Below are 23,306 nucleotides of genomic sequence, written 5' to 3'. Positions count from 1 at the left end.
TGAGATTAACCATGTTTAAGATAATCATCACAACCAAAAACTATCGCACAGGACGAGTAACAAAAGAAACCTTCCGCAACAAATATAAAACATATCGAGGAGCTGAAAAAGCTGCTCAAGGGATACGTCGGGTTTGTATGCCAGATAGCAAAACTATTATTGAAACAGTTGATGCTGAGGTCGTGGAAGTTAAACGTACTTAATTACATAGAGGGATAAATAATGTCAGAAAATAAAAAACACGTACACGCTGAATTAATGTTGCAATATGCACAAGATGCTTTGAGAACAGATAAGCCGTATGAGCTTTGGGAAATTTTTGATGCCGCAGATGGAACGTGGGAAGATATTTTTCATCATCCGCATTGGCATCCAGATTTTAAATATCGCCGCAAGCCTGAGATGATAATAGTCGGCAAAGTCAACTTTCCTAAACCTGTTGATTATGAGTTAAAGGAAGGTGACAAATATTATACAGCGACAACTTCAGAAAGAGGTGATATAAATTGGTTCACATGGTGTTCTGATAATATTGATTATTATTACTTAAATTCACGTCTTATTCACTTAACAGAAGAATCTGCTAAATAACATTGTGACGCATTAATTAAAATAAACAGGGGGGAGTTTTAAATGTAAAATATTGCCAATTATATAAGTTAGTTAAATTTTAACTACAGCTTGATTGCTGAGGACTCCTACACCCTATAAAAGGAGTAGATCTATGAGGAATCAAACATTAATTGAACGATACAGAAATCGTTTAATAGCAGCAAAACTCGATGCAATGTTAAAGAAGACCAATAGCTATTGTATCGCTGTTAGTCTTCATGATGGCTCTATGTGCACTGTTGAATTGTCGGAAGAGATATTAAAGAAAACTTTGCATGTATTTTTCGAATTTCCTGCTTATAACGAATATACACGATGTAAAGCGGATAATTATATTTTAAATAGTTACAGTGATTGTTTATCAAAACATGGTGATAGATTAACGGGTGAAGGAAATGATTTTATGCGTGCTCTTATTAAATTAATTTCAGAAAGAGCTAAACACGGCGGATTTTCACCAGAATATACCTTTCAGTAAATAAGGACTCCTAGTGAATATTACCCATTTTAATTTCTCACAAAGAGCTATTCAAAGTGAGCGTGAAGAAAAATATGAAACAGCGGCTATTTTTTGGAACAAAGTCGCTGAACACGCCAAACACCAAGTTAACCGTGAATGGGCTGAATATCGTGTTGAACTAAATTTAAAACGTCATTCATTACAAGGGCGCTATGAACAATGGCAGGAAGATTATAAACAGCGTCGCAAAAGAGAGAGAAGCGAAACAACTCGCTGATGCTCTAAAGGTCCACATTGATAAAGCGGAGGGGATGTAATGGCGAAAAGGAGAAGAAGTAAAACACAGCAAGGATTTGAAGGCATGACAATACCTCAGCTCCTTCAAATAAAAGAAGGGTCCACAGATGGGTATGTCAATTCCCAAAAGTTCATTGAATCTTATTCGACGCATAACGGAGACATATTAATGCCACTTAATCGCTCCATGCGCCGCCATGCCAAGAAAATGAAAATTGAAATTAAGGAAATGAAACAATGAAAGAATTAATCACCATCAATAAAACCCAAATGCCTGTCGTGGAATATCAAGGTCAGCGCATTGTGACGTTCTCAATGATTGATCAGGTTCACGAGCGACCAGATGGAACAGCTAAAGCCGCATTCAACAGAAACAATCAGCGCTTTGTGTGTGGAGTGGATTATCAAATCTTAGGTCAGGACGATATACGTACCAACCTCCCTGACGGGTTATTTTCCAAGTTCGCCCCCAACGGCATTGTGCTTTTTGAGTCTGGTTATCTGATGTTAACCAAGCCATTCAATGATGATATTGCGTGGCAGGTTCAACGTGAACTGGTCAACAACTATTTCCGTAAACCGCAAACGGTACTGAGCGAGACTGAAATGATTGCCAGGATCGCCAGTCATGCCGCCCAACAACAGCGCCAGATTAACCGCATTGATGAGAAGGTTGAACAGGTTCATGAAACCATTGAGCAAATCAAACACGGAGCTATTCCCGTAGGCTGGATTGGGTTCTCTCTGGCTGCGACTGAATCAGGATTAACCAATGCCAAATGCCGTACCTTGGCCGAACAGTACAACGTACCAACGGACAGCATCATCATCATGACACCAGACGGACAACCTCGCCCGATGAAAATCATATTTAAAGAGGACTTTATGAGCGCATTCCGTCTGATGATGGGTGAAGCTGAACAACGTAAATCCAAATGGTATCACCCAAAAATGGGGCTGTTCCAAGTTATCGGTTGGGAGGGTAGGTAATGAGCAAACATCACACTAAGCCAGCAGGGGTAATCATGGGCGCAATAAAGCAACACACTGAAACAGCATTTGATTACGGCAAGTATGGCGTCATTGTCATTACTGAGGCCGCGAACACCAAAGTCATGAGTTATGCGGAGGCATTGGTATCGTTGGACGCGGGTCAATATGACAATGATTTATTACTGGGCTTTGAATTGATAGTGGCTATTCTTCATGGCTGTAAAGCGGGCTTCTATGCACCAACCAGTGAACAGCGGTTAATGTTGTGGCGCTGGGTTGTGTCAGTCTCGTTTGTACAAGAGCAAATAGACGGAAACAGCACTTGTGAAGTTGATAACGGCAAGGGAGGCACTGATACCGCAGCCATCTACGATAATGGTACAGCGGCAATCACGATATACCCATTAGCAGAGCGCATGATGTTAGCAACCCATATTGAGGGGATCGCCTTTGAGAAGTCCGGTAGCGAAGACGGGGCGGATATGGCGGTCAGAATGTACATGTCTTTTATCAATATACAACCAGAGATCGGCAATCGGCTATCTGATAAAGGGCGCGAAGGGCTTTCTATCTTGCACGATGAATTAATCAAAGCGGCAGAGGCTGGCGAGTTTAACACCATGCCGATTATTCATTGACAGGAGGATCAGATGATAACGAAAAACTTTCATCTTAATGCGCTGGCAAACAATAGGAGTCATTGCGATGAAAATCGAATACTTAGACAAGGGTAACATTGCACAGATCGTCGTTGCCAGTTTCATCACTGAACGCCGCAAGCATAACCGTTGTGTCGATGCCGCCCTGTTAATGGTACCCGTTCGTGCTTCGTCTGTCGGTTTCCTATTAAGGAAAACTACTATCACTGGCAAAACAACGCACGTATTGCGGGCCTACAAAATCATTTGCAGGGAGAGCGAACAGTGACGGAAGAGCACAACCAGATAGCAGATACCGATGATGAACTGATCAGGACGACATTCCATATCGACGATGGCAGGGACTATACACAGCAGATCATCCACCGCATGAAACGTAATTTTTATATCCACGAGGGCAAATGCCCTCCTCTGACACCAGCGCCACAGGTAGTAAATGGAGAGCCGGGTACTGATATCGTTCAGTTACATTCTGGTGAATTTGTCGGCACTGGCGTTATGGTGAATTACTGCCCTTTTTGCGGACAAGATATAGATACCGTCAGTCACCAGAGGAAAAGTGATCATGAGCAATAATAAAATCACAATGGGAATAGATGAGCTTCTTGAAAATGAACAAGTATTAAATATCGTTTCCAAAAGCCTTGGATATTCAAAAGAGCAATTTATTAAAGAATTACACAAAGCTCAAGCCGATGGTCTCGACTATATCAAATTCGAGGCCGATAACACCGAGGAAAAAGCATGATCAATAACTCATTCCACTTAACCCAAGTAATAGCCTCGGCATGGGGTGATCCATCCGATATCACCGATGCTGTTTGGGATGCCGGTTACAGAAAAGCCGATAGAGCATCGGAAGAGATGGTATTACTGACACTTAAGGTCATCAAGAACTCTCATTACAGCGATATTGCATATGAGTATTGGCCCAAAGATTTAGAATCCGTACTTGCTGCTGAACTGAACTTCCTGATTGATGATCTTACCTGGAGCGATGAAACCACTCCGGCAACAGTGGCAAGGATAATTTTGGAGAACGGTTATATTAGAAAAGGGAGTGATGTATATGTCAAATAAGCTAATTAGATTAAATGAGGTTTTAAATAGAACGGGTTATAGCAAGTCATGGACTTATAAATTAATAGATAAAGGGGAGTTCCCTAAACCAGTTAAAATTGGTCCTCGTTCAATTGCCTTTATAGAGTGTGAAATCAATGAATGGATTGCGCAGCGTATTAATAAATCCCGCTGCTCAATTGAAGATAATGCGTAGTTAGTCATTTTTAAAGCGACTATTAATAATATCTTTCCCGTATTCTAGGGAATTCATAAAATCAGCGTACCATTGAAGCATCTCTCTGCGTCCATCCAGATAAAGGGCATGGTTATACGTGCCCCTGATGCTATTTTTATCAACATGAGCAAGCTGCAATTCTATCCATTCAGATGGGAAGCTATGCTCATGTAATATGGTGCTCATTGTGTGACGGAATCCATGTCCCGTAGCTCTGCCGCCATACCCCATGCGTTTCATCATAACATTTATAGCCATTTCACTAATTGGCTTTTTATAATCCGTTCGGCTAGGGAATACATGTTGATAGTCACCACTAATTGGGTGCAACTGCTGGAACAAAGTCACTACTTGATCAGATAAAGGAATACAGTGCGGCCTGCGCATTTTCATTCTTTCGGCAGAAATTTCTACCATTCGCTTTTCTAAATCCACTTCGCTCCATTCCAGATTTCTTAATTCACCAGGGCGCAATCCTGTAAGAATCAAAATTCTCAATGCATGCCTAACTACTTGGCTGCTCATATGCTTATCAATGGACTTTAAAAATTCTGGGAGTTCATCAATTTTTAAGTGAGGATAATGCTCTCTTTTATGGGGGATAAACGCACTGGCAAGATCGGGGGCTGGATTATATTCAGCTCTACCTGTAATAACGGCGTATTTCCATACCTCACCACAACGCTGACGGACTTTTTTTAACTTCTCAGTTGCCCCGCGTTTTTCCAATCTTGAAAGAACATCCAATAATTCCAGTGGTTTTATGTCTGCTATTGGCCTGTCTCCAATATAAGGAAAGACATCATTTTCAAATGCGCTCATCATGTCAGAGCGATACCCTACCGACCATCTATCTTTGCGTTTTTCGTACCACTCGCGAGTGATTTTCTCAAAAGTATTTTCTGACGTGATGATATTTTCTCGTTTTTGCCGCTTTCTGGCTTCGGAAGGATTAATTCCACCAGCAACCATTGAGCGGCATTCTGCCGTTCTTCTTCTGGCTTCCGTTAAAGGTACCTCCGGGTAAGTACCTAAAGAGATCATCTTCTGCTTATCATCAAAACGATAGCGGAATCGCCACCCTTTAGAGCCGTTCGGTTCTACCAATAGTGAAAGCCCGTTTCCATCAGACAACGTGTAAGGCTTTTCTTCCGGTTTGGCTTTCTTGATAGCCATGTTTGTTAGCTTCATCATCTCACCAATGTGTATAGGAAAATTTGTACAGGAAAAACTATACACAAAACTATACACAAATTCCTGTTGATTTTAAGAGATGCCAAGAGCCTTTAAGATACTTGTTTTTCCTATACTCTTTGATTTTATTGAAGAAAATAGACTTTAAGATATGTTAGTAGAAGTGTAATTGGCGGAGGAGGAGAGATTCGAACTCTCGGATGGTTTCCCATCGGCGGTTTTCAAGACCGCTGCCTTAAGCCGCTCGGCCACCCCTCCGCAATGGCGTGCACTATAAACAGCACCGAGAAAGATGTAAAGTCTCCTTCTGTTCGATTGCCGTAAATTTACTCTTTTTCATGGTCGTTGGCTTATTTTATCCGCATATGTGCATCCTATCCTTGGGTACGGAAGTGATTTTTGCTAAATTACGGCTACTTTTCTTTGATGGTTATTAATGATTATGTTGGTATTCGAAGGTCAAGAAATCGAAACCGATGCGCAAGGTTATCTGAAAAACAGTAGTGACTGGCAGGAAGCAATAGCTTTACTCCTCGCCGAACAAGAAGAAATCACTTTGACTGAACAGCATTGGGAAGTCATTCTTTTTATCCGGGAATTTTATAAGGAGTTTAATACATCCCCGGCTGTCCGTATGTTAGTAAAAGCAATTGCACAAAAGTATGGCGAAGAAAAAGGCAACAGTCGCTATCTTTACCGCTTGTTTCCCAAAGGACCGGCAAAGCAGGCAACTAAAATTGCCGGGCTGCCGAAACCGGTAAAATGTATCTAATCAATAATCTAGCTCAGTGGCGGACGCTAAAATCTGCAACATCCTCCACTGCGCAGGTGTGAAAGGAAAGGTTATCTATTCGTGCTCCCGGTGGACCACCCTGCTCCAACCAATGGGTTAATTTATTTAGTTGTTCACTGTCACCATAAGCTACGATTTTGACACTGCCGTCATGCAAATTACAGACATAACCTGTCAGCCTATTAAATTTCGCCCAACGAAAAGTTTGATAGCGAAACCCAACTCCCTGAACCCGGCCATAAACATAAATTGTTATTCCAGATTTAATCATAATTACCCCTATCAACCCAATCACCTTGCGGTATCGCTCACATATATAGTTAAGCACACGACTGTTGGTTGTGTTTTATATTTACTACAGCTAACCTGAAATAGATGAAGTCACACTCACAATTAAAGCAAAAAAAGGCTTCAACCACCGGGTATGCTCTTGTAATTCACCTTACTGCCCTTATATCAATCTCAATGCAAGATCTTCTTTGGAGGTGACTATGATTATCGCCAGCAAATTCGGTATCGGCCAACAAGTACGTCACAAGCTTCTTGGTTATTTAGGAGTCATCGTGGATATTGATGTGGAATACTCTCTGGAACAACCCCAAGAGGATGACATTGCATCCAATGCTACCTTGCGTTCCGCTCCCTGGTATCACGTTGTGATGGAAGATGACAACGGTCAACCTGTACATACTTATTTGGCTGAAGCGCAATTAGCCTATGAAACATCTGATGAACATCCAGAGCAACCTTCTCTAGATGAACTAGCAGAATCTATCCGCAATCAGCTACTGGCCCCAAGGCTGCGCAATTAATCTCCCATTTATACCTAAACAACCTAAGGCAGTTATCGTGTTTTAAGCTGCCTGTACGGCAGTGCATGGCCGTTTTCATCCCTAACGCGAACATGAACATTTCTAAGCTGCCTGTACGGCAGTGCACCACTATCCTTGATAATTATTAGTTTACTCAATTTTCTAAGCTGCCTGTACGGCAGTGCACACCATGACGTACTAGCAGCTAGTGCATATTTTTTTCTAAGCTGCCTGTACGGCAGTGCACTGGGCTGAGTTGAGCATGTCGAAAGCCATCCTTTTCTAAGCTGCCTGTACGGCAGTGCACGGTGTTTGGATGTACCATTTCTCAGCATCCTTTTTCTAAGCTGCCTGTACGGCAGTGCACCAGTAGTACCATAACCGTTGCTGGCACGCAGCTTTCTAAGCTGCCTGTACGGCAGTGCGCGAGCAGGTTATTATAATGATTGGTATCAAGTATTTCTAAGCTGCCTGTACGGCAGTGCACTTGATGAAAGCGCAGCAAGCCTACATTGATTTTTTCTAAGCTGCCTGTACGGCAGTGCACCATCACCGATATTCCCCACGCCAAAAATACCATTTCTAAGCTGCCTGTACGGCAGTGCACAGGATGGGATGATAGTCGGGGAGTCGATCCGGTTTCTAAGCTGCCTGTACGGCAGTGCACTTACCGTTGCCATTTAATCACCCAACAAATTTTTTCTAAGCTGCCTGTACGGCAGTGCACCGGTGGGGCAAAAGTCACTTCTGGTACATTCTTTTCTAAGCTGCCTGTACGGCAGTGCACGCTTCAAGAGAAATATCGCCCCCGGTCACTTCTTTCTAAGCTGCCTATACGGCAGTGCACAGTATGACTCGTGCTTATACTATTCCCGCTCATTTCTAAGCTGCCTGTACGGCAGTGCACATATTGCACTTGAAAATTCAGGATGCCGATAATTTCTAAGCTGCCTGTACGGCAGTGCACTCTGTGACGCTGACTGTTAGCTCCCCAAGCGTTTTCTAAGCTGCCTGTACGGCAGTGCACACTATATCTTAATGACCACCCATAGGTATTTATTTCTAAGCTGCCTGTACGGCAGTGCACAGAATCTGAATAATACGCGTACCTCCCATAGATTTCTAAGCTGCCTGTACGGCAGTGCACCACGGAACGAGATAATGCACTTGAATGTGATTTTTCTAAGCTGCCTGTACGGCAGTGCACTTATTCTTAACAATAATAGGCCACGAATCGGCTTTCTAAGCTGCCTGTACGGCAGTGCACATAAAAAACAATTTGAAACATGGGATGAAATATTTCTAAGCTGCCTGTACGGCAGTGCACTGTGACTGCTTTATCGTCGTATTTATCGAGAGTTTCTAAGCTGCCTGTACGGCAGTGCACGTATGCACCGAGCGCGGCTCGCGTCGGTCGCTTTTCTAAGCTGCCTGTACGGCAGTGCACTGTCAAAATGAAGGTAAACAATTTCTATCTCTTTTCTAAGCTGCCTGTACGGCAGTGCACAGGCCGTTTGGTCAATAGCAACTGACGATAAAGTTTCTAAGCTGCCTGTACGGCAGTGCACCGGTTTCTTCGGCGTTCGGCGCATTGCGTAATTTTCTAAGCTGCCTGTACGGCAGTGCACTGTTACATATTAACCTTAAGTTGCTGACTGTTAAAGAATATAATGATAAAAAATGAAAAAACCCTTTTTTTAGGCGATACTTAATTTTTCTTTTAAATCAATAGGTTATTTTTTAATGATAAAAAAGGGTTAAAACTGGGGTACAGCAAAAACACCTATCTTATAGCAATAAAAGTGTAGATTCTGGCAAAACTTAGCAACCATAAGAACAACCAAAATTGCCTTAAAATATTGTAATAACTGTAAAAATAGATTTTATAAGATGTCTAGAACAGTAAACTCAATATTCAACTTAAACATTATTTGAACACTTGGAACCCGGGCACCATTTCTCATCCAACGCCTTAAGTTTGTATTAGATATTGGTGCCAGGCTCCCTTCGTCCATTGATTAGAAACTAAGTAACTACAAACTGAAAAATATTATTTTTCGAGTCCCAGTCTCGGAATTTCAATTTTTGGGCAGCGATCCATAACAACTTCCAGACCTGCTTCCTCTGCTAATACTTTTGCTTGCTCATTAATAACACCAAGTTGCAACCAGAGCACTTTTGCTTTGATATCTATAGCTTCTTGCGCAATGTCATATGCAGCTTCCGCATTACGAAATACATCAACTATATCAACAGGTTGTGGAATATCTGCCAGTTGTGCATACACTCGTTGCCCAAGCAATGTTTGTCCGGCAAGCTTCGGGCTGACAGGGATCACCTGATAGCCTTGTTCCAGTAAATAAGCCATAACTTTATAACTTGGACGCGTAGTTTTTTCACTTGCTCCTACCAGAGCAATAACTTTTACTCGTTTTAGTATGTCTGCAATTTGCTGGTCACTCATTTACTCTTCCTCAAAATTCGGTGTTTTACTTTGTTTATTTATTACAATGTATATGATAAACATTGTTATCAATTGAGCTAACTACGTTCGAAAACACAATAACGATTACTAAAGGCATCTCATGGAATTGACAACTCGCACAATGGCAATCACTAAAAATATAGCGCTTATTGCACATGACCACTGTAAAATTTCGCTATTAACTTGGTCCAAAAAACATAAGAATTTACTCAAGAAACACCATTTATACGCTACCGGCACAACCGGTAATCTGATTCAGAACGAAACCGGATTACCCGTTACCAATATGCTTAGTGGCCCAATGGGTGGAGATCAACAAATTGGTTCTCTAATCTCAGAAGGGAAAATTGATGTGTTGATATTTTTCTGGGACCCGCTTAATTCCGTACCTCATGATCCTGATGTAAAAGCACTGCTGCGCCTTGCTACAGTATGGAATATCCCCGTTGCAACTAACCTGGCGTCTGCGGATTTTATTGTTAGTTCTCCTCTGTTTTCTGAATCAGTAAGTATTCAAGTGCCTGATTATCAAAATTATTTAAATGAACGTCTGAAATAAGTCTTTGCAACATATACCTACAACTACACGTTTTCTCCAAGTCAGATACTAGGAAAAAACAAGAGTGAGATTTCCAGCAAAGGTATCCCATGATAGCCCTGAATATTTCAGCCAGGCAAAACCTCAAGGTTTACGTTGAACAGGCACATTTAGCCGCTCTAATTGACGCACAAATACTGATGGATTCTTCTTATCCTGCATCAACCATACCTGCTTCTTCGCCCGTGTTAATGCAACATACAAAAGGCGACGCTCCTCCGCATCCGGAAAATCTTCCAGCGGCGGCAATAAAACCCGCTCCATCACCGATTCCCTTGCCGGTGCAGGAAAACCATCTTTCCCCTGATGCAAGCCAAGAATAATGACATAATCCGCTTGTCGTCCTTTGGATGCATGGACAGTCATAAACTCTATTTTCAATTTAGGCCAGCGAGTTGCTGCTTTTTTCAGTAATTCAGGTTTCAAATAGTGATAACGTGCTAGTAATAAAATCGTTTCCTGCTCAGTGACATAGCCACTCATTTTATTCAATAAAGATTCAAGCTGATCTTCTGGCAGAATGACAATTGATTTTTTATTATCCTTAATCAAACTATTTAGTGGCTTACTTAATTGATTTGGGTTTTGTTGCACAAACTCGTTTGCAACCTCACCAATCCTATCATTAAACCGATAAGAGATATCCAATACACATTCAGCATCTTTACCAAAATAATCAGCAAATACGGTAGTCAACATCGGTTCCGCACCACTGAAACGATATATTGCTTGCCAATCATCCCCTACGGCAAGCAGACAGCTTTGGCTGTTTTGTGCTCGCAATGCAGCGAGCAATTTGGCCCCTAATGGTGAAATATCCTGAAACTCATCCACCAGAATATGCTTCCACGGGCTGATAAACCGCCCTTTATCCAGAATATTCACCGCCTGATGGATTAACCCTGAGTAATCAACAGCACCTTCTGTTTTTAATTCAGATTTCCACGCTTTTAATAAAGGCCCCATCAGGCGAATACATTTTTGAAACCGATCCAGATACTCTTCCTGAGCTTGCTCTATCATCGCCTTCTGGCTACCACCATGTATACGCATCAAACCCAACCAACGCTCAAGCCGGTCTGACAAACGGTTAGCAAGTTGTTCATCGTGCCAAAATTCACCTTCCGGCACTTCCCATTTCAACTCTTCCGTCAGACATTCTCGCCAACCTTTGGCTTGCGCTTTCTTTTCACTGCATTGTTGTTGCCAGTGTTTAATCAAAAAATCTCTTCTTTTTTGCTCATCAGTTTCCAGCTCGCTGATTTTGGGTACTTTATTACTTCCTTGCTGAATAATATGCAACGCCAGATCATGAAACGTTTTTACTTTAATATCATTCACACCAAGACGGATATGAATCCGTTCATTCATCTCACTTACAGCCTGATTATCAAACGCTAACAATAATATCTGTTCGGGAATTACCTGTTGGCGAAGTAATAACCAACCCGCTCTCGCAACTAACACCGATGTTTTTCCACTCCCTGCGCCAGCAAGAACCAGAATTGAATTTTCACCGTTAACAACAGACAAACTCTGAGAAAGATTTAACGGAGATGTTTCTACCCGCTGAAAGAAGTCACGATGTTGCTCCAACATACGTTCTGTCCATTGCAGATTCATCTTTTCAACAAGCTTCTCGCCATTCTCAAGCCAGCTCAAACATGTTTGATACCCTTCCCGGCAATTATCAAATTGTTCCAGACGTTGTAACGGCAATGGTAAAGCCTGAAACGCTGCCTGAATCCGCTGTTGCAACTGGAATAAATCCGTTTTTTTAAACCAGCGATTCTGTTGGTCAATTCTGTTGATTTCACTAACCTGAGTTGCCAGCACATTAGCACTAATATCACTCATTTCCTGGCTCCATTTCTGCCATTCACCAAGCAGATAATGGTAAAAACGCTGAGTTTGCTGCCATTCAGTGCCATGAAGACGAACTGCTTGTCTATTGGGCAGTTCAAACTCTAACTCCCCCCAGACAATACCTCGTTTACACTGAATATTAATTAGCTGGTTAAATGGGATAAGGTATTGATGCTTTTCACCACTGACTTCAATACCCGCATTCAGCAAACGCACCCGATTATAAGGATGCTGAGCAAGACGTTGGCCAATTTGTGTTGCTTTAAGTTCCATTATTGAGCGCCATACCTAAAAAATAGTTGAATTATGTCTTATAAGCGTTTTTTATCACTAATAAACCTTTTATCATAATGTTACTTATGACCGTTATTATTACCTCAGGGGTATTTTGTGCTAACTGTTTTCCGGTCCGCACCGTTTTCTTTATAACAGTCATTTTCTCTATTATAACCGTATCGTGACTGCTCCCCGCCGTAAAAAACGGCGAGGCTTCCCACTTCTCAGGCCGCAACCGTCTTTACGACGGATTGACGCTGGCCTACGTGGGCAAATTGTTATTTCTGGCGTATTATTCTTCACCTTCCGCAATACCCAGTATGCACATGCAACTCTGTTTATCACATTACTGGTACTATTATGCTTCAACTTGTTAGCGGTAAATTTCATCTGGCAAGACTGGAAATTCCGCCAGTTATCACAAGTGATAAATCGGACGATGAACACCAATTGTCGCTACCTTGATGCCATTTTAGCTCAATATTATCAGGGAAAAGATAACGGATTGAACTATCAAATTGCCCGCCGTGATGCCCATAATAGTGACGCAGAACTGGCATCCGTTATTTCAAACATGTCTGCCGAGCCGAAAAGTGACCAGACTGTTCAAGAAAGGGCATTCCGGTTATTGTGCCTAAATCACACCATGCTAAGTTACATCTCTGCGCTGGAAGCACACCGAGATAAATTGGATAATAAAGTTATTCTGGACATTCTTAATGATGCTGTTTGTTATGTCGATACAGCATTAAAACCGGCATTAATAGATGATGATAGAATTAAGCAAATACCTGTCAACATAGTGAAAAAAATTGAGCAAGCTCCGGCAGAAAGAAATAACAAAGAGCAACTGGTATTGCAACAAACTGGTTTATTAATAGGATTGTCACCTGAAATTGTAAATATCATTAAAGAAATTAATCAATTATAACCAGATTGATATACTGGGGCAGTTGACTGCCCCTTTCATTAGCTATTCTCGATAAAGATCTAACAAGCCAGTTCCTTGTGCCAACGTAATAAATCATTACGGATCTGTACCGGTAAAACGGCTGAATGACATCCTTCAATTGCACCAGCCAAAGCAAGCAATAAATTAATATTAGATTTTCTTTTATATTGATGCAGTTTTAAATAACTGGCTTTCGCACCTAACAACCGTAAATCTTCAACTTTACATATTCCAACTTTCCATAACTGGCGTTCTAAAGACATTCCAAGATTAGGCAAATCCTTCAAGCGCTCCGGCATTTTCTTTTTACCCGCCATTTCAATAAATGAGTAGTGATAAGCCAAGTACGCATATTGAGATAACAACTCTTGATCTTGCCAAAGTGATTCAACCACTTGGTAATAACGCAAAGTTACAGGCACTCCCTTTTTCGAGTAAATATAGTTTTTCATTCCTCTGGCTTTAAATAATACTTCAGCATGTCCATTTCCTCGTAAATATAATTCTCCATCAGCAATAATAGCGAACATAATCCCATCAGATAACAGGCTGTAACCGCCAAACTGTGGCTTCCTTGTCAATGTTCCAAACGACGAAAAACCATTTTTGAGTTGAGTAAAACGTACCTCAGACAAAAACATACAGATCACTCCATGAGTTTTGTGCAAATAAATCTCTTATCCATAGATTTGACCCAGTTATTAGTAAAATAAATAACAGGAACAAGCAATTAAAAACATACGCAATTCAATTTTCCCTGCCAATGGTTAAATGAGTTTACAGCCATTTACAGTCAATATTTGCGAAGCTCTTTGAAAAAATAGACTTGATCTTAGCCTGATATGAAGATACTGTATATTAATACAGTTAATCGTGGCAAGGTTCATTATGGGCATTCAATCATCCTGGGTTTACCCTTCTAAACATCAGTCAACCAAAAAGCAGCTATCACTCTCTTCACCTACACAAGATAATTCAGCCAAAAGAGAGGGAGTAGTGAAAGAGGGTAAAGAGGGTAAAGAGGGTAAAGAGGGTATAGTGAGTGAATTGATTTATAGTGATAACCAATATAGCGATAACCAAGCTATCATTAATCGTATATTGCTACCTTTGTTACGCCAATCAGGAAATGAGGCTCGCTGGTTGCTATGGGTTAGTCCACATAAGAAACTAAGCCGTCAATGGTTAATTAACTCTGGATTACCTTTAGATAAAATTGTCCAATTAAATCGCATCAGCTCCATTACAACGGTGGAAGCAATGGAAAGAGCATTAGCGAGTGGTAATTATAGCGTGGTCCTTGGCTGGTTACCAAAGTTATCAGAAAAGGATACCGTAAAATTACAGGCTGCGGCACAAAAAGGTAACGCACTGGGCTTTATTATGCGCCCACAAGATGTAAATAAAGAAACCAACTGTGCTGAATCGCGAGCAGATTTACTAAAAATCCATTCCATTTACTATCATTGACCAAAACTAGGAATTATCGCAATATTTATAACACAAAATAACCAATCCAGACCGAAAATCACTAATCACAATTAAAATCAATTAACTAAGGCAAGATTAGTTGTAAAGAATAGTAAATTTTTTAAAAAAATTATACATTACCTTTTAAATTTTTTACTCTATTAATCAAGGGACACTTGTAACTTTTTAACTTCGTTGTAGACTTTACACCATTAAAGGTTACTGCACTTAGTACCCTTGTATTGTTTAGTCTATCGGTTTTATGAAAAAGTGCAGCATTCCTCTAACTGAGTTTTTAATCAATATGGCTCGACAGCCTATCTTAGTAGATATTAAAAGATGCTAAAATTAGTGCAAGCCATTCTTATGGATGAATAGTGAACATAGAAACGCGCAAAATTCAAAGTGTACACACAATAATGGTACCGGAGAATTTGAGCACAATTCAGTGCTCGCTTTTATTACAAAGAATGGCAAATGAAAGCCTAATGGGATAGGCAGTAAGCAAAAAGGCTTCCAAAGCCAATTGCCTATTGGGTGATGATAATAACGAGGCGTTAAAATGAAAAAGACAGCTATCGCGATAGCAGTGGCAGTGGCCGCTTTCACAACTGCAACGCAAGCAGCTCCAAAAGACAACACTTGGTATACCGGTGGTAAGTTGGGTTGGTCCCAATACCATGACGTAAACTTCTACGGCAACGGTTATACCAGTGCGATCGGTAATGGCCCTACTCATAAAAACCAATTGGGTGCGGGTGCTTTCTTAGGTTATCAAGCCAATCCATACCTGGGTTTTGAAATAGGTTATGACTGGTTAGGACGTATGTCTTACAAAGGCAGCGTCAATAATGGCGCCTTCAAAGCCCACGGTTTCCAATTGGCAACCAAACTGAGCTATCCAATTATGGATGACTTGGATATCTATACTCGCTTAGGCGGTATGGTTTGGCGGGCAGATTCCAAAGCAAATTACGGCGCAACCAATACTCATCTGAAAAATCATGACACCGGTGTTTCTCCATTGGCGGCCATCGGTGTTGAGTATGCGATAACTAAAGACTGGGCTACTCGTCTGGACTACCAGTGGGTTAACAATATCGGTGACGCAGGCTCAGTAGGCGCACGTCCTGATAACGGTCTGTTAAGCGTTGGTGTTTCTTACCGTTTCGGCCAAGATGAAGCAGCAGCCCCAGTTGTTGCTCCAGCTCCGGTTGTTGCTCCAACACCAGCTCCAGCACCCGTTGTTGAAAATAAGCGTTTTACCCTGCGTTCTGACGTGCTGTTCGAATTTGCAAGTTCTGAGCTGAAAACCGAAGGTAAACATACTCTGGATCAACTCTATACTGAGTTAGCAAACATCGACCCAAATCAGGGCAAGGTGCTGGTTTTAGGCTACACCGACCGTATCGGTAAAGACGCTTACAATCAGAAACTGTCTCAAAAACGCGCTCAAAGCGTAGTTGACTATCTGGTATCTAAAGGTATCCCTGCCGGCAGCATCAGCGCAGAAGGCCACGGTAAAGCAAATCCAGTCACCGGTTCAACCTGTGATAAGGTTCGCAAACCTAACCTAATCAACTGCCTGGCGCCAGATCGTCGCGTAGAGATCGAAATTCAGGGCATTAAAGAAGTTGTTACTCAAGCAAAATCCGCTCAATAATAGCCTTTCTTGGTTATAATTAATCATCAAAAGCGCAGAAAACCTCATTGCCAAATGGGGTTTTCTTTTACTTACAGTGAATCTACTTTAAGGAGCTTATTGCGATATCAATCTATAACAACTGAAATTATTCTTTCTTACCCAGAATAGCTTCCAAGTCGTGTTTCAAGCTAGACATCTGATTGGCATATTTTTCTTTCCGTTCAGCATCTTCAATTAACTGGATGATAGTTTCTGACAGTGTATTACCCCGTCGCTGAGAAAGCGCAGATAAGCGATTCCACACGGGAAAATCTAAATCGATGGATTTCTTACGAGTATGCTGATGTTCCGCATTAAAATGCCGTTTACGCCGAGCGCGGATAGTTTGTTTCATTCGGTTGGATAAATCAGGATTCATATGTTGCTCAATCCATTTCAGTACCCTTACCGGTTCACTCTCAAGTTCAATGAGTTTATCAACTGCTGCATGAGCCGCACTGCTTTCAATATATTTAGTAATTAGCTCGCCTTCTTGATGTTTTTTCATCAGATAAGCCCATTTCCAGCCACATTCCAAATTTTCCAGTTGTTGATATTTCATCTTACTTTCTCAGTGACAGCGTAACCAAAAATAAGCATAACAACTATTTTAGTAAATTGCTTATAGCCAAACCGATTAATCTCTGCTTTTTGATCAAATTATGTTTTACATAAAGTGTCTACAATAGCAAACATTCAAGCATGTTGGTTTATATCTTAATCTTGTATAATCGGCACTTTCCTACTTTACAATATATAGCTGATCATTTTGACCACTAACAAACTAGACTGGCAGGCATTACTGCCGAATTGCACGCCTTATGATGCGCTCTTTCATTCTGCTTCCCAACAGGCACCTGCCAGTATGGAAGCCGTTCAATCACGGCTACATAGTGGTTTGCAGCTTTTTTGCCGGATGGATTCCGGCCAGCCTTTTATGCTATTGAAAGCTGAAGAATGTGATACTTATTTGTCAGCGTTAGCTGAGTCTATCCATCCATTACTCACAAAAGAACTTCCCCAAATTGGTGGCAATTATCACATCCAGCAACAAAAAATTAGCTGGCAACCATCAACAGAAGGCCATTTCACACCTGAGTTACGCGTGGCTTATCGTGAATGGATAGAAGCAGAGCAATTATTTGGCTGTTTCCACTCTCACAACGGAGAAATTCACTTACAACCTGGTCTGATTCATCAGGTAAATGGCGGTGTACTTATTCTGCCATTACGTACCCTACTTTCTCAGCCATTAATGTGGGTTCGCCTGAAACAAATGATTATTCAGCAACGCTTTGAATGGTTGTCTCCGGATAGCAACAAACCGTTACCATTACCTATCCCCTCGATGCCATTAAAGCTACGTCTGATTCTGGTTGGAGATCGTCTAAACCTTGAAGAGTTTCAGGCAACAGAACCTGAATTAGCCAAAAGCGCTCTGTATGGTGAATTTGATCTGGATATGCCATTTCATAATGAGCAGGATTTAAGCCTGTGGTGCAATTATATCAATGGACTTATTCAACAATGGCAATTACCTCCATTGAATCATAATGCCTGGCCTGAGCTTGTCCAACAAGCAACTCGTTATGTGGAAGATCAATACCACCTGCCTTTGGATATTCTTTGGCTACAGCGGCAACTCACCACCGCCGCACTCTATCAGCAAGAAAATCAGATTACAGCTCAATCTATTAAACAAGCAGAGGAGAATCGCCGCTGGCGTCACAACTATCTGCCAGAACGCGGTTTAGAGGAAATTCATCAAGGCCAGATTCTTATCCGCACCCAAGGCATGGTCATTGGCCAAATTAATGGATTATCTGTGCTGGAGTACCCCGGCCACCCTGATTCAGTAGGAGAACCATCTCGCATCACTTGCGTGGCTCATATAGGAGATGGGGAATTTATTGATGTTGAACGCAAAGTCGAGTTAGGTGGCAATATCCATGCGAAAGGCATGATGATTATGCAAGCCTTTTTGATTTCCGAGCTAAAGTTGGATCAACCGCAGCCTTTCTCTGCATCTATTGCATTTGAACAGTCTTATAGTGAAGTTGACGGCGACAGTGCTTCTCTTGCTGAATTATGCGCACTGATAAGCGCGCTTTCCCTGCAACCCATTGATCAACAACTGGCGGTCACAGGTGCAGTAGATCAATTTGGTTACGTTCAACCCATCGGCGGTATTAACGAAAAAATCGAAGGTTTCTTTGAAGTATGCCATCGCAGAGGACTAACTGGTCAACAAGGAGTTATCCTACCAGAGGCGAACATCCGTCATTTATGTCTCAATCAAGCCGTTGTAAATGCGGTAAAAGATCAAAAATTCCATTTATGGTCAGTAAAACATGTTTCTGAAGCGCTGCCTTTATTAACAGGTATCCCTTATTATGATCAACAAGAAACACACTTGTTAGCTATGATACAAGAACGTATAACACAGGCGAATAATCAAGAACGGCCTAAATTCCCGTGGTTTCTTCGCTGGTTGGGTTAATTCAGAATGTCTGATCGGAGTTGTTCAGCGTACAAGTGTACTCTATTATTTACCCTACATTAAATATAAGGCTATCTGATAATTATGGTTGATAAACGTAAATCCTACACAAAAGAAGATCTTATCGCATCTGGGCGTAGCGAGTTATTTGGAAAAAATGGGCCTCCATTACCATCTGGTAATATGTTAATGATGGATCGCATCATTGAAATGACAGAAAACGGTGGTACCTACGATAAAGGTTACATAGAAGCCGAGCTGGATATTACCCCCGATTTATGGTTTTTCGACTGCCATTTTATTAATGACCCGGTAATGCCCGGCTGCCTTGGCCTTGATGCCATGTGGCAATTGGTTGGATTCTTCCTTGGCTGGTTAGGTGGAGAAGGCAAAGGCCGCGCCCTTGGCGTTGGCGAAGTTAAGTTCACCGGCCAGGTATTACCAACGGCGAAAAAAGTCACTTACCGTATCAACTTTAAACGCGTTATTAACCGTAAATTGATTATGGGACTGGCTGATGGTGAAGTGTTAGTAGATGGTAAAATCATCTATACAGCAACGGATTTGAAAGTGGGCTTGTTTAAAGATACCAGTGCTTTCTAATCAATAATCAGTAACATATCGAAAAGGAAGGTGACTAGCTAATTGCTTTTCACCTTTTTCGCTAAAAGCACACCACCAAGCAAACAGCACATTATTTGAAAAAAATATTTGCTTGAAAAATACTTGGTATTGTTTTTGCTCTTCAAAGGCAATTCCAGTTATATCTTAGAATATGAGATTCAAAATCTAGCTCCAACCTACCTCGGCCAAGAATAGCACAAAACCACATCTCAACAACCTGCAATATAAGCATCTAGTTTATTGCTGGCTAATTAGCATGCAATTGACAAATTGTGCTATGATCAAATTGACCTGATATATCAAATAAGCTCAAAAAGCATATTAGTAACAGGCAAAAACATCAATAAAATTTATTATTATTAACAAACACAACCAAGGGTAATTTATATGAACATCAGAAAAATACTGCTCATAATCGTAGCATTAACTATTACACCAACTGCCACAGCAATAAATAAGATCGAAGGCACCATCGAAATGATAGAAGCATCTAACAGTAATGGAGATTGCTATGGAAAAATAGTCACTCCTACTCGCGCCCGAGGATTTCGGTGGGTATGTACTTATAGTGCCGGGTCGATACTTTTATCATTGCTTCAAACAGCCTATTCAAGTCATGAGAATGTAGCCATAGCAGTCGGGGAAGATGTGCAATATAGCCCTCTCTATAGGGTTCAAATACGTCATAAATGTTTATCAAACCCTGCTTACTGCAATTATCCCTCTCGTTAGTAGATAAATTACTGAATGGCCGCAATATCAGCCATATTGGAGGTTAAATAGGATGTATGAGCTGGCGGCCATGAATTCTATTTCATCAAATTTCGCAAACGGAATCCCAAAAAGAACAATACAAAGAAATAGGAAACCAACACATTATTCACATTAATTGCTATACATACCCTATTTACTACACTCAGTGTATCAGCATATCCATCATATGATGTTTTATTAAATAGGTTAAATAAATTTACCAACAGGATTCAATCTGACAGATATCTGTAATAAGCAATCAGTCACTGTCAGATTAAATTTGGGATATATACACGTCGATTAAGAAATGGTGGTTTTTTTCTCACCTAACCTATACATCAGTTTGGCAGATTAAGCCATCATCGCCCTGTCTTCCATAGCCTGGCGCCATCCTCCTAACCAATGAGAACGGGCATCTAATGAATAATAGGGACAATGCTCCCTTGAGCGCCCCAAAATACCTGCATGGTACCCTCTCGATAACGCACGTGCTAAACGATCTCGTTTCTGTCTCTTCATGCTTTTATTTACCTCATAAGCTAGATCAAAAGAAAACAGTGGTCATCATTCATCCAACCACAATTTAGAAATACCCCTATAAATTTTGAAAATCAAGTCAAGAAATTCATATTAATGTAATATTTGTTATATTAGTACAGAGAAAATCAATAAGGTATTAATAATAAAGAGAAATTTTTATCCTGCTGATAATACCAATTTTCTCCGAGCGTAAAGGTTTTACACCCGGAGAATGGCTGAGGGTTACGATTGGGAAATTAATTGATTGGTAATAGCTTGCGCCAACTGACCCCATCCTTTTGCCAATGTGCGAACTAAATCATCATATCCATCCTCTTCCTGTTTTAGCTCTATATTAAAGGGCTGTTTAATGACACTTAACTCACGCCCCTGACAAGTTAATGTCCAGTAACCTTGCAAAATCACCTTACCATCATAACGACCATGAAAATTGGTTACTGTTACATCCAAAGTATCTGGTTTATTAACCAATGGTTGGGCAGACACTAAACGCTGTGGCAGCGCTACGGTTAATTCCGCTACCAACACTTGCTGTAACTGCTGTTCAAGTGGACTTGCCCACAAGTGATTCGCCGCACTGATATAACTAACATCACTACTTTGATATACCACACCGGAGGATGACAGATAATCGGACAACATGACTCGTTGTACCCATAATTGGCGATCATGTTGCACAATAGCACTCTTTTGTGATGCTATTGTGACTACCGGCAATTGATAATAAGTTCTTTCTGGCTGACGGCTACAAGCAGAAATAAAAATCACTAAAATTAATGCCACTCTTCTCATCATTTTTTAGCCCTTTTCGGTTCTGGATCTTCAATTGGCTTAGCCTCAAAAACTAACGCATTGCTCTTATTATTCAGCGTTCTCAGCACAGGCCGCAGTTCACTCAACACTTGATCTAATCGCTGCATATTATCCAACATCTTGTTATAAGCCGGTGAGCCAGGTTGGAAACCTTGCATACTGCGGTTAAACTCCTGCAATGTTTTCTGTATGTCTTTTGGCAGATCTTTGGTTTCAGGATTTGCCAGCACTTTATTCAATTCATCAAGAGTCTGCTGTGCTTTTCTGATAGCTTTCTGACTCTCTTCCAAAGTGCGAATAGCCTGATTAAACATTGGCTCAACCGGCATATTATTAATTTTGTCTAACGCTGCAATAACCTTATGTTGAATTTGAGCAAGACCACCACTGATTGTTGGCAATAGCGGATAGCCTGCAATTTCATACGGGCCAACCCACCCTTTTTCATTCGGATAAAAATCCAAATCAATAAACAGTGCCCCCGTTAACAAATTACCTGATTTGAGAGAGGCCCGCAGACCGCGTTTGGTTATGCTATTCAGCTCTTTCTCAACATCAAACCCTTCCCCCAACTCCTTCTCAAAGCGCTCCGGCTCAATGGAGATAAGTACTGGAATACGAAAATCATTATCCAGCCGCTGTCTCATTCCCTCAGAGTAGAACGGTACTTTCGCCACAGTTCCCATACGGATACCACGAAATTCCACCGGCGCACCCGGCTGTAATCCTCGGACAGAATCAGAGAAGAGCAACAGATAATCTTTATGTTTGGTATATAAAGAATCTTGAATGCTTCTTTGGTTATCAAAAAGTTTGTAAGTGGCTTTTTCTTTAATTGGCTCACCCAATTCCCAACCCTTAGGTACATCAAAGCTGACACCACCACCAAATAGCGTTGATAAAGAAGCCATTTCAACACGCACCCCTTGGGAAGACATATCAAGGGTAATACCACTCTCTTTCCAAAAACGCACATTGGTTGTCAGCAAACCATCATAAGGCGCATTAATAAATAGCTGATATCTCATCAAATGCGATTTCGGTTCAAATTCGTTGGTTTCGACAGAACCAACCCGATAACCACGAAACAGCACCGGATCGCCCGGATTAAGCTGACCGGCTTTATCGCTGATTAGGATGACACGGATACCTTTTGCATCAGGCGAGGCCAATGGTGGTGAGTCCAATAAATTAAATTTATCTTCTTCATCACCATTCTTTCCCGGTTGAAGTTCAATAAAAGCCCCGGATAGAAGAGTACCAAGGCCAGATATTCCATCACGACCAATCTGCGGTTTCACCACCCAAAAAGCACTATCACTACGTAATAGATTTTCCATACCATCATTCAGCCGGGCCTTAATAATAACTTGACTAAGATTATCACTCAGCATAACCCTCTCAACCACGCCGACATCCACACTACGGCTTTTGATTTTAGTTTTTCCGGCTTCGATACCCTCCGCGTTGGAGGTTATCAACGTTACCTCCGGCCCTTGGTGGTTGAAATGATAAAACAGTATCCAAGCACCAATAAGTACAGTGACAATCGGTACAATCCAGACTGGCGACCAACTTTTAATTTTATCGATTTTAGCCTGACTCTGGTCTTCAACTTTATCCGTCAC

The 23,306-nt window shown here is 41.2% G+C and carries 28 protein-coding genes, 1 tRNA gene, 1 pseudogene and 1 CRISPR repeat array; of the genes and pseudogenes, 20 read left to right on the top strand and 10 right to left on the bottom strand.

What is annotated here, in order from left to right:
- The first annotated feature begins 11 nt into the window (after nt 1–11).
- The 12 genes from B0X70_RS09085 (at nt 12) to B0X70_RS09030 (ending at nt 4,297) form a co-directional block, all read left to right on the top strand.
- Nucleotides 12–203 carry a hypothetical protein gene (locus tag B0X70_RS09085; RefSeq protein WP_052105718.1) on the top strand — a complete coding sequence of 64 codons (192 nt, stop codon included), beginning with the start codon at nt 12–14 and terminating at the stop codon, nt 201–203.
- A 19-nt stretch (nt 204–222) separates the two neighbouring features.
- Nucleotides 223–591 (top strand): hypothetical protein, encoded by a 369-nt coding sequence (locus B0X70_RS09080; RefSeq protein ID WP_046393844.1) that lies wholly within the window; start codon nt 223–225, stop codon nt 589–591.
- A gap of 133 nt (nt 592–724) precedes the next feature.
- Nucleotides 725–1,090, top strand: a complete 366-nt coding sequence (locus tag B0X70_RS09075) for a hypothetical protein (protein ID WP_044467095.1) — start codon at nt 725–727, stop codon at nt 1,088–1,090.
- Between the two features lie 13 nt (nt 1,091–1,103).
- A complete protein-coding gene (locus tag B0X70_RS09070; RefSeq protein ID WP_036807182.1) occupies nt 1,104–1,349 on the top strand; it encodes an ANR family transcriptional regulator in 246 nt (81 codons plus the stop codon).
- 39 nt (nt 1,350–1,388) lie between these two features.
- Complete coding sequence (locus tag B0X70_RS09065) at nt 1,389–1,610, top strand: hypothetical protein (protein ID WP_040150845.1); 222 nt, start codon at nt 1,389–1,391, stop codon at nt 1,608–1,610.
- Nucleotides 1,607–2,359 carry an ORF6N domain-containing protein gene (locus B0X70_RS09060; protein ID WP_040150843.1) on the top strand — a complete coding sequence of 251 codons (753 nt, stop codon included), beginning with the start codon at nt 1,607–1,609 and terminating at the stop codon, nt 2,357–2,359. Before B0X70_RS09065 ends, B0X70_RS09060 begins: the two co-directional genes overlap by 4 nt.
- The gene (locus tag B0X70_RS09055) at nt 2,359–3,000 is read left to right on the top strand and encodes a hypothetical protein (RefSeq protein WP_052739605.1); all 642 of its coding nucleotides are present in this window, start codon (nt 2,359–2,361) and stop codon (nt 2,998–3,000) included. Before B0X70_RS09060 ends, B0X70_RS09055 begins: the two co-directional genes overlap by 1 nt.
- A 67-nt stretch (nt 3,001–3,067) precedes the next feature.
- Nucleotides 3,068–3,289 (top strand): hypothetical protein, encoded by a 222-nt coding sequence (locus B0X70_RS09050; protein ID WP_036807767.1) that lies wholly within the window; start codon nt 3,068–3,070, stop codon nt 3,287–3,289.
- Nucleotides 3,286–3,597, top strand: a complete 312-nt coding sequence (locus B0X70_RS09045) for a hypothetical protein (RefSeq protein ID WP_052739470.1) — start codon at nt 3,286–3,288, stop codon at nt 3,595–3,597. Before B0X70_RS09050 ends, B0X70_RS09045 begins: the two co-directional genes overlap by 4 nt.
- Nucleotides 3,587–3,769, top strand: a complete 183-nt coding sequence (locus B0X70_RS09040) for a hypothetical protein (RefSeq protein ID WP_036807169.1) — start codon at nt 3,587–3,589, stop codon at nt 3,767–3,769. The genes B0X70_RS09045 and B0X70_RS09040 overlap by 11 nt, the downstream gene beginning before the upstream one ends.
- Nucleotides 3,766–4,101 carry a hypothetical protein gene (locus tag B0X70_RS09035; protein ID WP_105397256.1) on the top strand — a complete coding sequence of 112 codons (336 nt, stop codon included), beginning with the start codon at nt 3,766–3,768 and terminating at the stop codon, nt 4,099–4,101. The genes B0X70_RS09040 and B0X70_RS09035 overlap by 4 nt, the downstream gene beginning before the upstream one ends.
- The gene (locus B0X70_RS09030; protein WP_036807163.1) at nt 4,091–4,297 is read left to right on the top strand and encodes a helix-turn-helix transcriptional regulator; all 207 of its coding nucleotides are present in this window, start codon (nt 4,091–4,093) and stop codon (nt 4,295–4,297) included. The genes B0X70_RS09035 and B0X70_RS09030 overlap by 11 nt, the downstream gene beginning before the upstream one ends.
- Here the strand turns inward: B0X70_RS09030 and B0X70_RS09025 are convergent, their stop codons facing one another.
- Nucleotides 4,298–5,509: a tyrosine-type recombinase/integrase gene (locus B0X70_RS09025; RefSeq protein ID WP_217471705.1), complete on the bottom strand. Its 1,212-nt coding sequence runs from the start codon at nt 5,507–5,509 to the stop codon at nt 4,298–4,300. It abuts the gene before it with no gap.
- Nucleotides 5,510–5,682: 173 nt separating this feature from the next.
- Nucleotides 5,683–5,770, bottom strand: a tRNA-Ser gene (locus B0X70_RS09020).
- Between the two features lie 184 nt (nt 5,771–5,954).
- Here B0X70_RS09020 and tusE point away from each other — a divergent pair.
- The gene (tusE, locus tag B0X70_RS09015) at nt 5,955–6,284 is read left to right on the top strand and encodes a sulfurtransferase TusE (RefSeq protein WP_036807764.1); all 330 of its coding nucleotides are present in this window, start codon (nt 5,955–5,957) and stop codon (nt 6,282–6,284) included.
- 13 nt (nt 6,285–6,297) lie between these two features.
- Here the strand turns inward: tusE and yccX are convergent, their stop codons facing one another.
- Nucleotides 6,298–6,576 carry an acylphosphatase gene (yccX, locus tag B0X70_RS09010; RefSeq protein WP_036807158.1) on the bottom strand — a complete coding sequence of 93 codons (279 nt, stop codon included), beginning with the start codon at nt 6,574–6,576 and terminating at the stop codon, nt 6,298–6,300.
- Nucleotides 6,577–6,796: 220 nt separating this feature from the next.
- Between yccX and hspQ the strand changes: the two genes are divergently transcribed.
- A complete protein-coding gene (gene hspQ, locus B0X70_RS09005) occupies nt 6,797–7,117 on the top strand; it encodes a heat shock protein HspQ (RefSeq protein ID WP_036807155.1) in 321 nt (106 codons plus the stop codon).
- 39 nt (nt 7,118–7,156) lie between these two features.
- Nucleotides 7,157–8,745: direct repeats of the CRISPR family, unit length 28 nt; unit sequence TTTCTAAGCTGCCTGTACGGCAGTGCAC.
- Nucleotides 8,746–9,167: 422 nt separating this feature from the next.
- On the opposite strand, the gene B0X70_RS09000 is transcribed toward hspQ, so the two are convergent.
- Complete coding sequence (locus B0X70_RS09000; RefSeq protein WP_036778840.1) at nt 9,168–9,581, bottom strand: CoA-binding protein; 414 nt, start codon at nt 9,579–9,581, stop codon at nt 9,168–9,170.
- Nucleotides 9,582–9,702: 121 nt separating this feature from the next.
- Between B0X70_RS09000 and B0X70_RS08995 the strand changes: the two genes are divergently transcribed.
- Complete coding sequence (locus B0X70_RS08995) at nt 9,703–10,161, top strand: methylglyoxal synthase (protein WP_217471346.1); 459 nt, start codon at nt 9,703–9,705, stop codon at nt 10,159–10,161.
- 123 nt (nt 10,162–10,284) lie between these two features.
- Here the strand turns inward: B0X70_RS08995 and helD are convergent, their stop codons facing one another.
- Nucleotides 10,285–12,339, bottom strand: a complete 2,055-nt coding sequence (gene helD, locus B0X70_RS08990) for a DNA helicase IV (RefSeq protein WP_217471345.1) — start codon at nt 12,337–12,339, stop codon at nt 10,285–10,287.
- Between the two features lie 214 nt (nt 12,340–12,553).
- Here helD and B0X70_RS08985 point away from each other — a divergent pair.
- A pseudogene (locus B0X70_RS08985) lies at nt 12,554–13,273 on the top strand (YccS family putative transporter); the annotation flags it as partial.
- A 59-nt stretch (nt 13,274–13,332) separates the two neighbouring features.
- Here B0X70_RS08985 and B0X70_RS08980 read toward each other — a convergent pair.
- Complete coding sequence (locus B0X70_RS08980; RefSeq protein WP_036778848.1) at nt 13,333–13,935, bottom strand: TfoX/Sxy family DNA transformation protein; 603 nt, start codon at nt 13,933–13,935, stop codon at nt 13,333–13,335.
- A 247-nt stretch (nt 13,936–14,182) separates the two neighbouring features.
- Here B0X70_RS08980 and sulA point away from each other — a divergent pair, with 247 nt between their 5' ends.
- Together sulA and ompA are read left to right on the top strand one after the other, a co-directional pair.
- Nucleotides 14,183–14,764 carry an SOS-induced cell division inhibitor SulA gene (gene sulA, locus B0X70_RS08975; protein WP_217471344.1) on the top strand — a complete coding sequence of 194 codons (582 nt, stop codon included), beginning with the start codon at nt 14,183–14,185 and terminating at the stop codon, nt 14,762–14,764.
- Between the two features lie 562 nt (nt 14,765–15,326).
- Entirely contained in the window at nt 15,327–16,427 is a 1,101-nt protein-coding gene (gene ompA / locus B0X70_RS08970; protein ID WP_040152877.1) for a porin OmpA, read from the top strand.
- A 127-nt stretch (nt 16,428–16,554) separates the two neighbouring features.
- Here the strand turns inward: ompA and matP are convergent, their stop codons facing one another.
- Nucleotides 16,555–17,010 carry a macrodomain Ter protein MatP gene (gene matP, locus B0X70_RS08965; protein ID WP_040152875.1) on the bottom strand — a complete coding sequence of 152 codons (456 nt, stop codon included), beginning with the start codon at nt 17,008–17,010 and terminating at the stop codon, nt 16,555–16,557.
- A gap of 207 nt (nt 17,011–17,217) precedes the next feature.
- Between matP and B0X70_RS08960 the strand changes: the two genes are divergently transcribed.
- Both B0X70_RS08960 and fabA read left to right on the top strand, forming a co-directional pair.
- A complete protein-coding gene (locus B0X70_RS08960) occupies nt 17,218–18,948 on the top strand; it encodes an AAA family ATPase (RefSeq protein WP_217471343.1) in 1,731 nt (576 codons plus the stop codon).
- A gap of 84 nt (nt 18,949–19,032) precedes the next feature.
- Nucleotides 19,033–19,551: a bifunctional 3-hydroxydecanoyl-ACP dehydratase/trans-2-decenoyl-ACP isomerase gene (gene fabA, locus B0X70_RS08955; RefSeq protein WP_036807145.1), complete on the top strand. Its 519-nt coding sequence runs from the start codon at nt 19,033–19,035 to the stop codon at nt 19,549–19,551.
- Nucleotides 19,552–20,676: 1,125 nt separating this feature from the next.
- Here fabA and rmf read toward each other — a convergent pair.
- The 3 genes from rmf to pqiB all read right to left on the bottom strand — a co-directional run bounded on the left by rmf (nt 20,677) and on the right by pqiB (nt 23,306).
- Nucleotides 20,677–20,844, bottom strand: coding sequence for a ribosome modulation factor (gene rmf / locus B0X70_RS08950; RefSeq protein ID WP_071647033.1), 168 nt, complete (start codon nt 20,842–20,844; stop codon nt 20,677–20,679).
- Between the two features lie 243 nt (nt 20,845–21,087).
- Nucleotides 21,088–21,660, bottom strand: a complete 573-nt coding sequence (gene pqiC / locus B0X70_RS08945) for a membrane integrity-associated transporter subunit PqiC (RefSeq protein ID WP_217471342.1) — start codon at nt 21,658–21,660, stop codon at nt 21,088–21,090.
- Nucleotides 21,657–23,306 carry an intermembrane transport protein PqiB gene (gene pqiB / locus B0X70_RS08940; protein WP_217471341.1) on the bottom strand — a complete coding sequence of 550 codons (1,650 nt, stop codon included), beginning with the start codon at nt 23,304–23,306 and terminating at the stop codon, nt 21,657–21,659. Before pqiB ends, pqiC begins: the two co-directional genes overlap by 4 nt.

The organism is Photorhabdus akhurstii (genome assembly GCF_019090985.1).
Classification (GTDB): Bacteria; Pseudomonadota; Gammaproteobacteria; order Enterobacterales; family Enterobacteriaceae; genus Photorhabdus; species Photorhabdus akhurstii.
The sequence above is the reverse complement of the archived record's forward strand: the minus strand, read 5'-3'. Positions and strand labels throughout refer to the sequence as shown.

Excerpts from the sequence above, each read along its gene's own strand:
- B0X70_RS09085 (WP_052105718.1), top strand. The coding sequence starts at position 12 with ATGTTTAAGATAATCATCACAACCAAAAACTATCGCACAGGACGAGTA.
- B0X70_RS09080 (WP_046393844.1), top strand. The coding sequence starts at position 223 with ATGTCAGAAAATAAAAAACACGTACACGCTGAATTAATGTTGCAATAT.
- B0X70_RS09075 (WP_044467095.1), top strand. The coding sequence starts at position 725 with ATGAGGAATCAAACATTAATTGAACGATACAGAAATCGTTTAATAGCA.
- B0X70_RS09065 (WP_040150845.1), top strand. The coding sequence starts at position 1,389 with ATGGCGAAAAGGAGAAGAAGTAAAACACAGCAAGGATTTGAAGGCATG.
- B0X70_RS09060 (WP_040150843.1), top strand. The coding sequence starts at position 1,607 with ATGAAAGAATTAATCACCATCAATAAAACCCAAATGCCTGTCGTGGAA.
- B0X70_RS09055 (WP_052739605.1), top strand. The coding sequence starts at position 2,359 with ATGAGCAAACATCACACTAAGCCAGCAGGGGTAATCATGGGCGCAATA.
- B0X70_RS09050 (WP_036807767.1), top strand. The coding sequence starts at position 3,068 with ATGAAAATCGAATACTTAGACAAGGGTAACATTGCACAGATCGTCGTT.
- B0X70_RS09040 (WP_036807169.1), top strand. The coding sequence starts at position 3,587 with ATGAGCAATAATAAAATCACAATGGGAATAGATGAGCTTCTTGAAAAT.
- B0X70_RS09035 (WP_105397256.1), top strand. The coding sequence starts at position 3,766 with ATGATCAATAACTCATTCCACTTAACCCAAGTAATAGCCTCGGCATGG.
- B0X70_RS09030 (WP_036807163.1), top strand. The coding sequence starts at position 4,091 with ATGTCAAATAAGCTAATTAGATTAAATGAGGTTTTAAATAGAACGGGT.
- B0X70_RS09025 (WP_217471705.1), bottom strand. The coding sequence starts at position 5,509 with ATGAAGCTAACAAACATGGCTATCAAGAAAGCCAAACCGGAAGAAAAG.
- tusE (WP_036807764.1), top strand. The coding sequence starts at position 5,955 with ATGTTGGTATTCGAAGGTCAAGAAATCGAAACCGATGCGCAAGGTTAT.
- yccX (WP_036807158.1), bottom strand. The coding sequence starts at position 6,576 with ATGATTAAATCTGGAATAACAATTTATGTTTATGGCCGGGTTCAGGGA.
- hspQ (WP_036807155.1), top strand. The coding sequence starts at position 6,797 with ATGATTATCGCCAGCAAATTCGGTATCGGCCAACAAGTACGTCACAAG.
- B0X70_RS09000 (WP_036778840.1), bottom strand. The coding sequence starts at position 9,581 with ATGAGTGACCAGCAAATTGCAGACATACTAAAACGAGTAAAAGTTATT.
- B0X70_RS08995 (WP_217471346.1), top strand. The coding sequence starts at position 9,703 with ATGGAATTGACAACTCGCACAATGGCAATCACTAAAAATATAGCGCTT.
- helD (WP_217471345.1), bottom strand. The coding sequence starts at position 12,339 with ATGGAACTTAAAGCAACACAAATTGGCCAACGTCTTGCTCAGCATCCT.
- B0X70_RS08980 (WP_036778848.1), bottom strand. The coding sequence starts at position 13,935 with ATGTTTTTGTCTGAGGTACGTTTTACTCAACTCAAAAATGGTTTTTCG.
- sulA (WP_217471344.1), top strand. The coding sequence starts at position 14,183 with ATGGGCATTCAATCATCCTGGGTTTACCCTTCTAAACATCAGTCAACC.
- ompA (WP_040152877.1), top strand. The coding sequence starts at position 15,327 with ATGAAAAAGACAGCTATCGCGATAGCAGTGGCAGTGGCCGCTTTCACA.
- matP (WP_040152875.1), bottom strand. The coding sequence starts at position 17,010 with ATGAAATATCAACAACTGGAAAATTTGGAATGTGGCTGGAAATGGGCT.
- fabA (WP_036807145.1), top strand. The coding sequence starts at position 19,033 with ATGGTTGATAAACGTAAATCCTACACAAAAGAAGATCTTATCGCATCT.
- rmf (WP_071647033.1), bottom strand. The coding sequence starts at position 20,844 with ATGAAGAGACAGAAACGAGATCGTTTAGCACGTGCGTTATCGAGAGGG.
- pqiC (WP_217471342.1), bottom strand. The coding sequence starts at position 21,660 with ATGATGAGAAGAGTGGCATTAATTTTAGTGATTTTTATTTCTGCTTGT.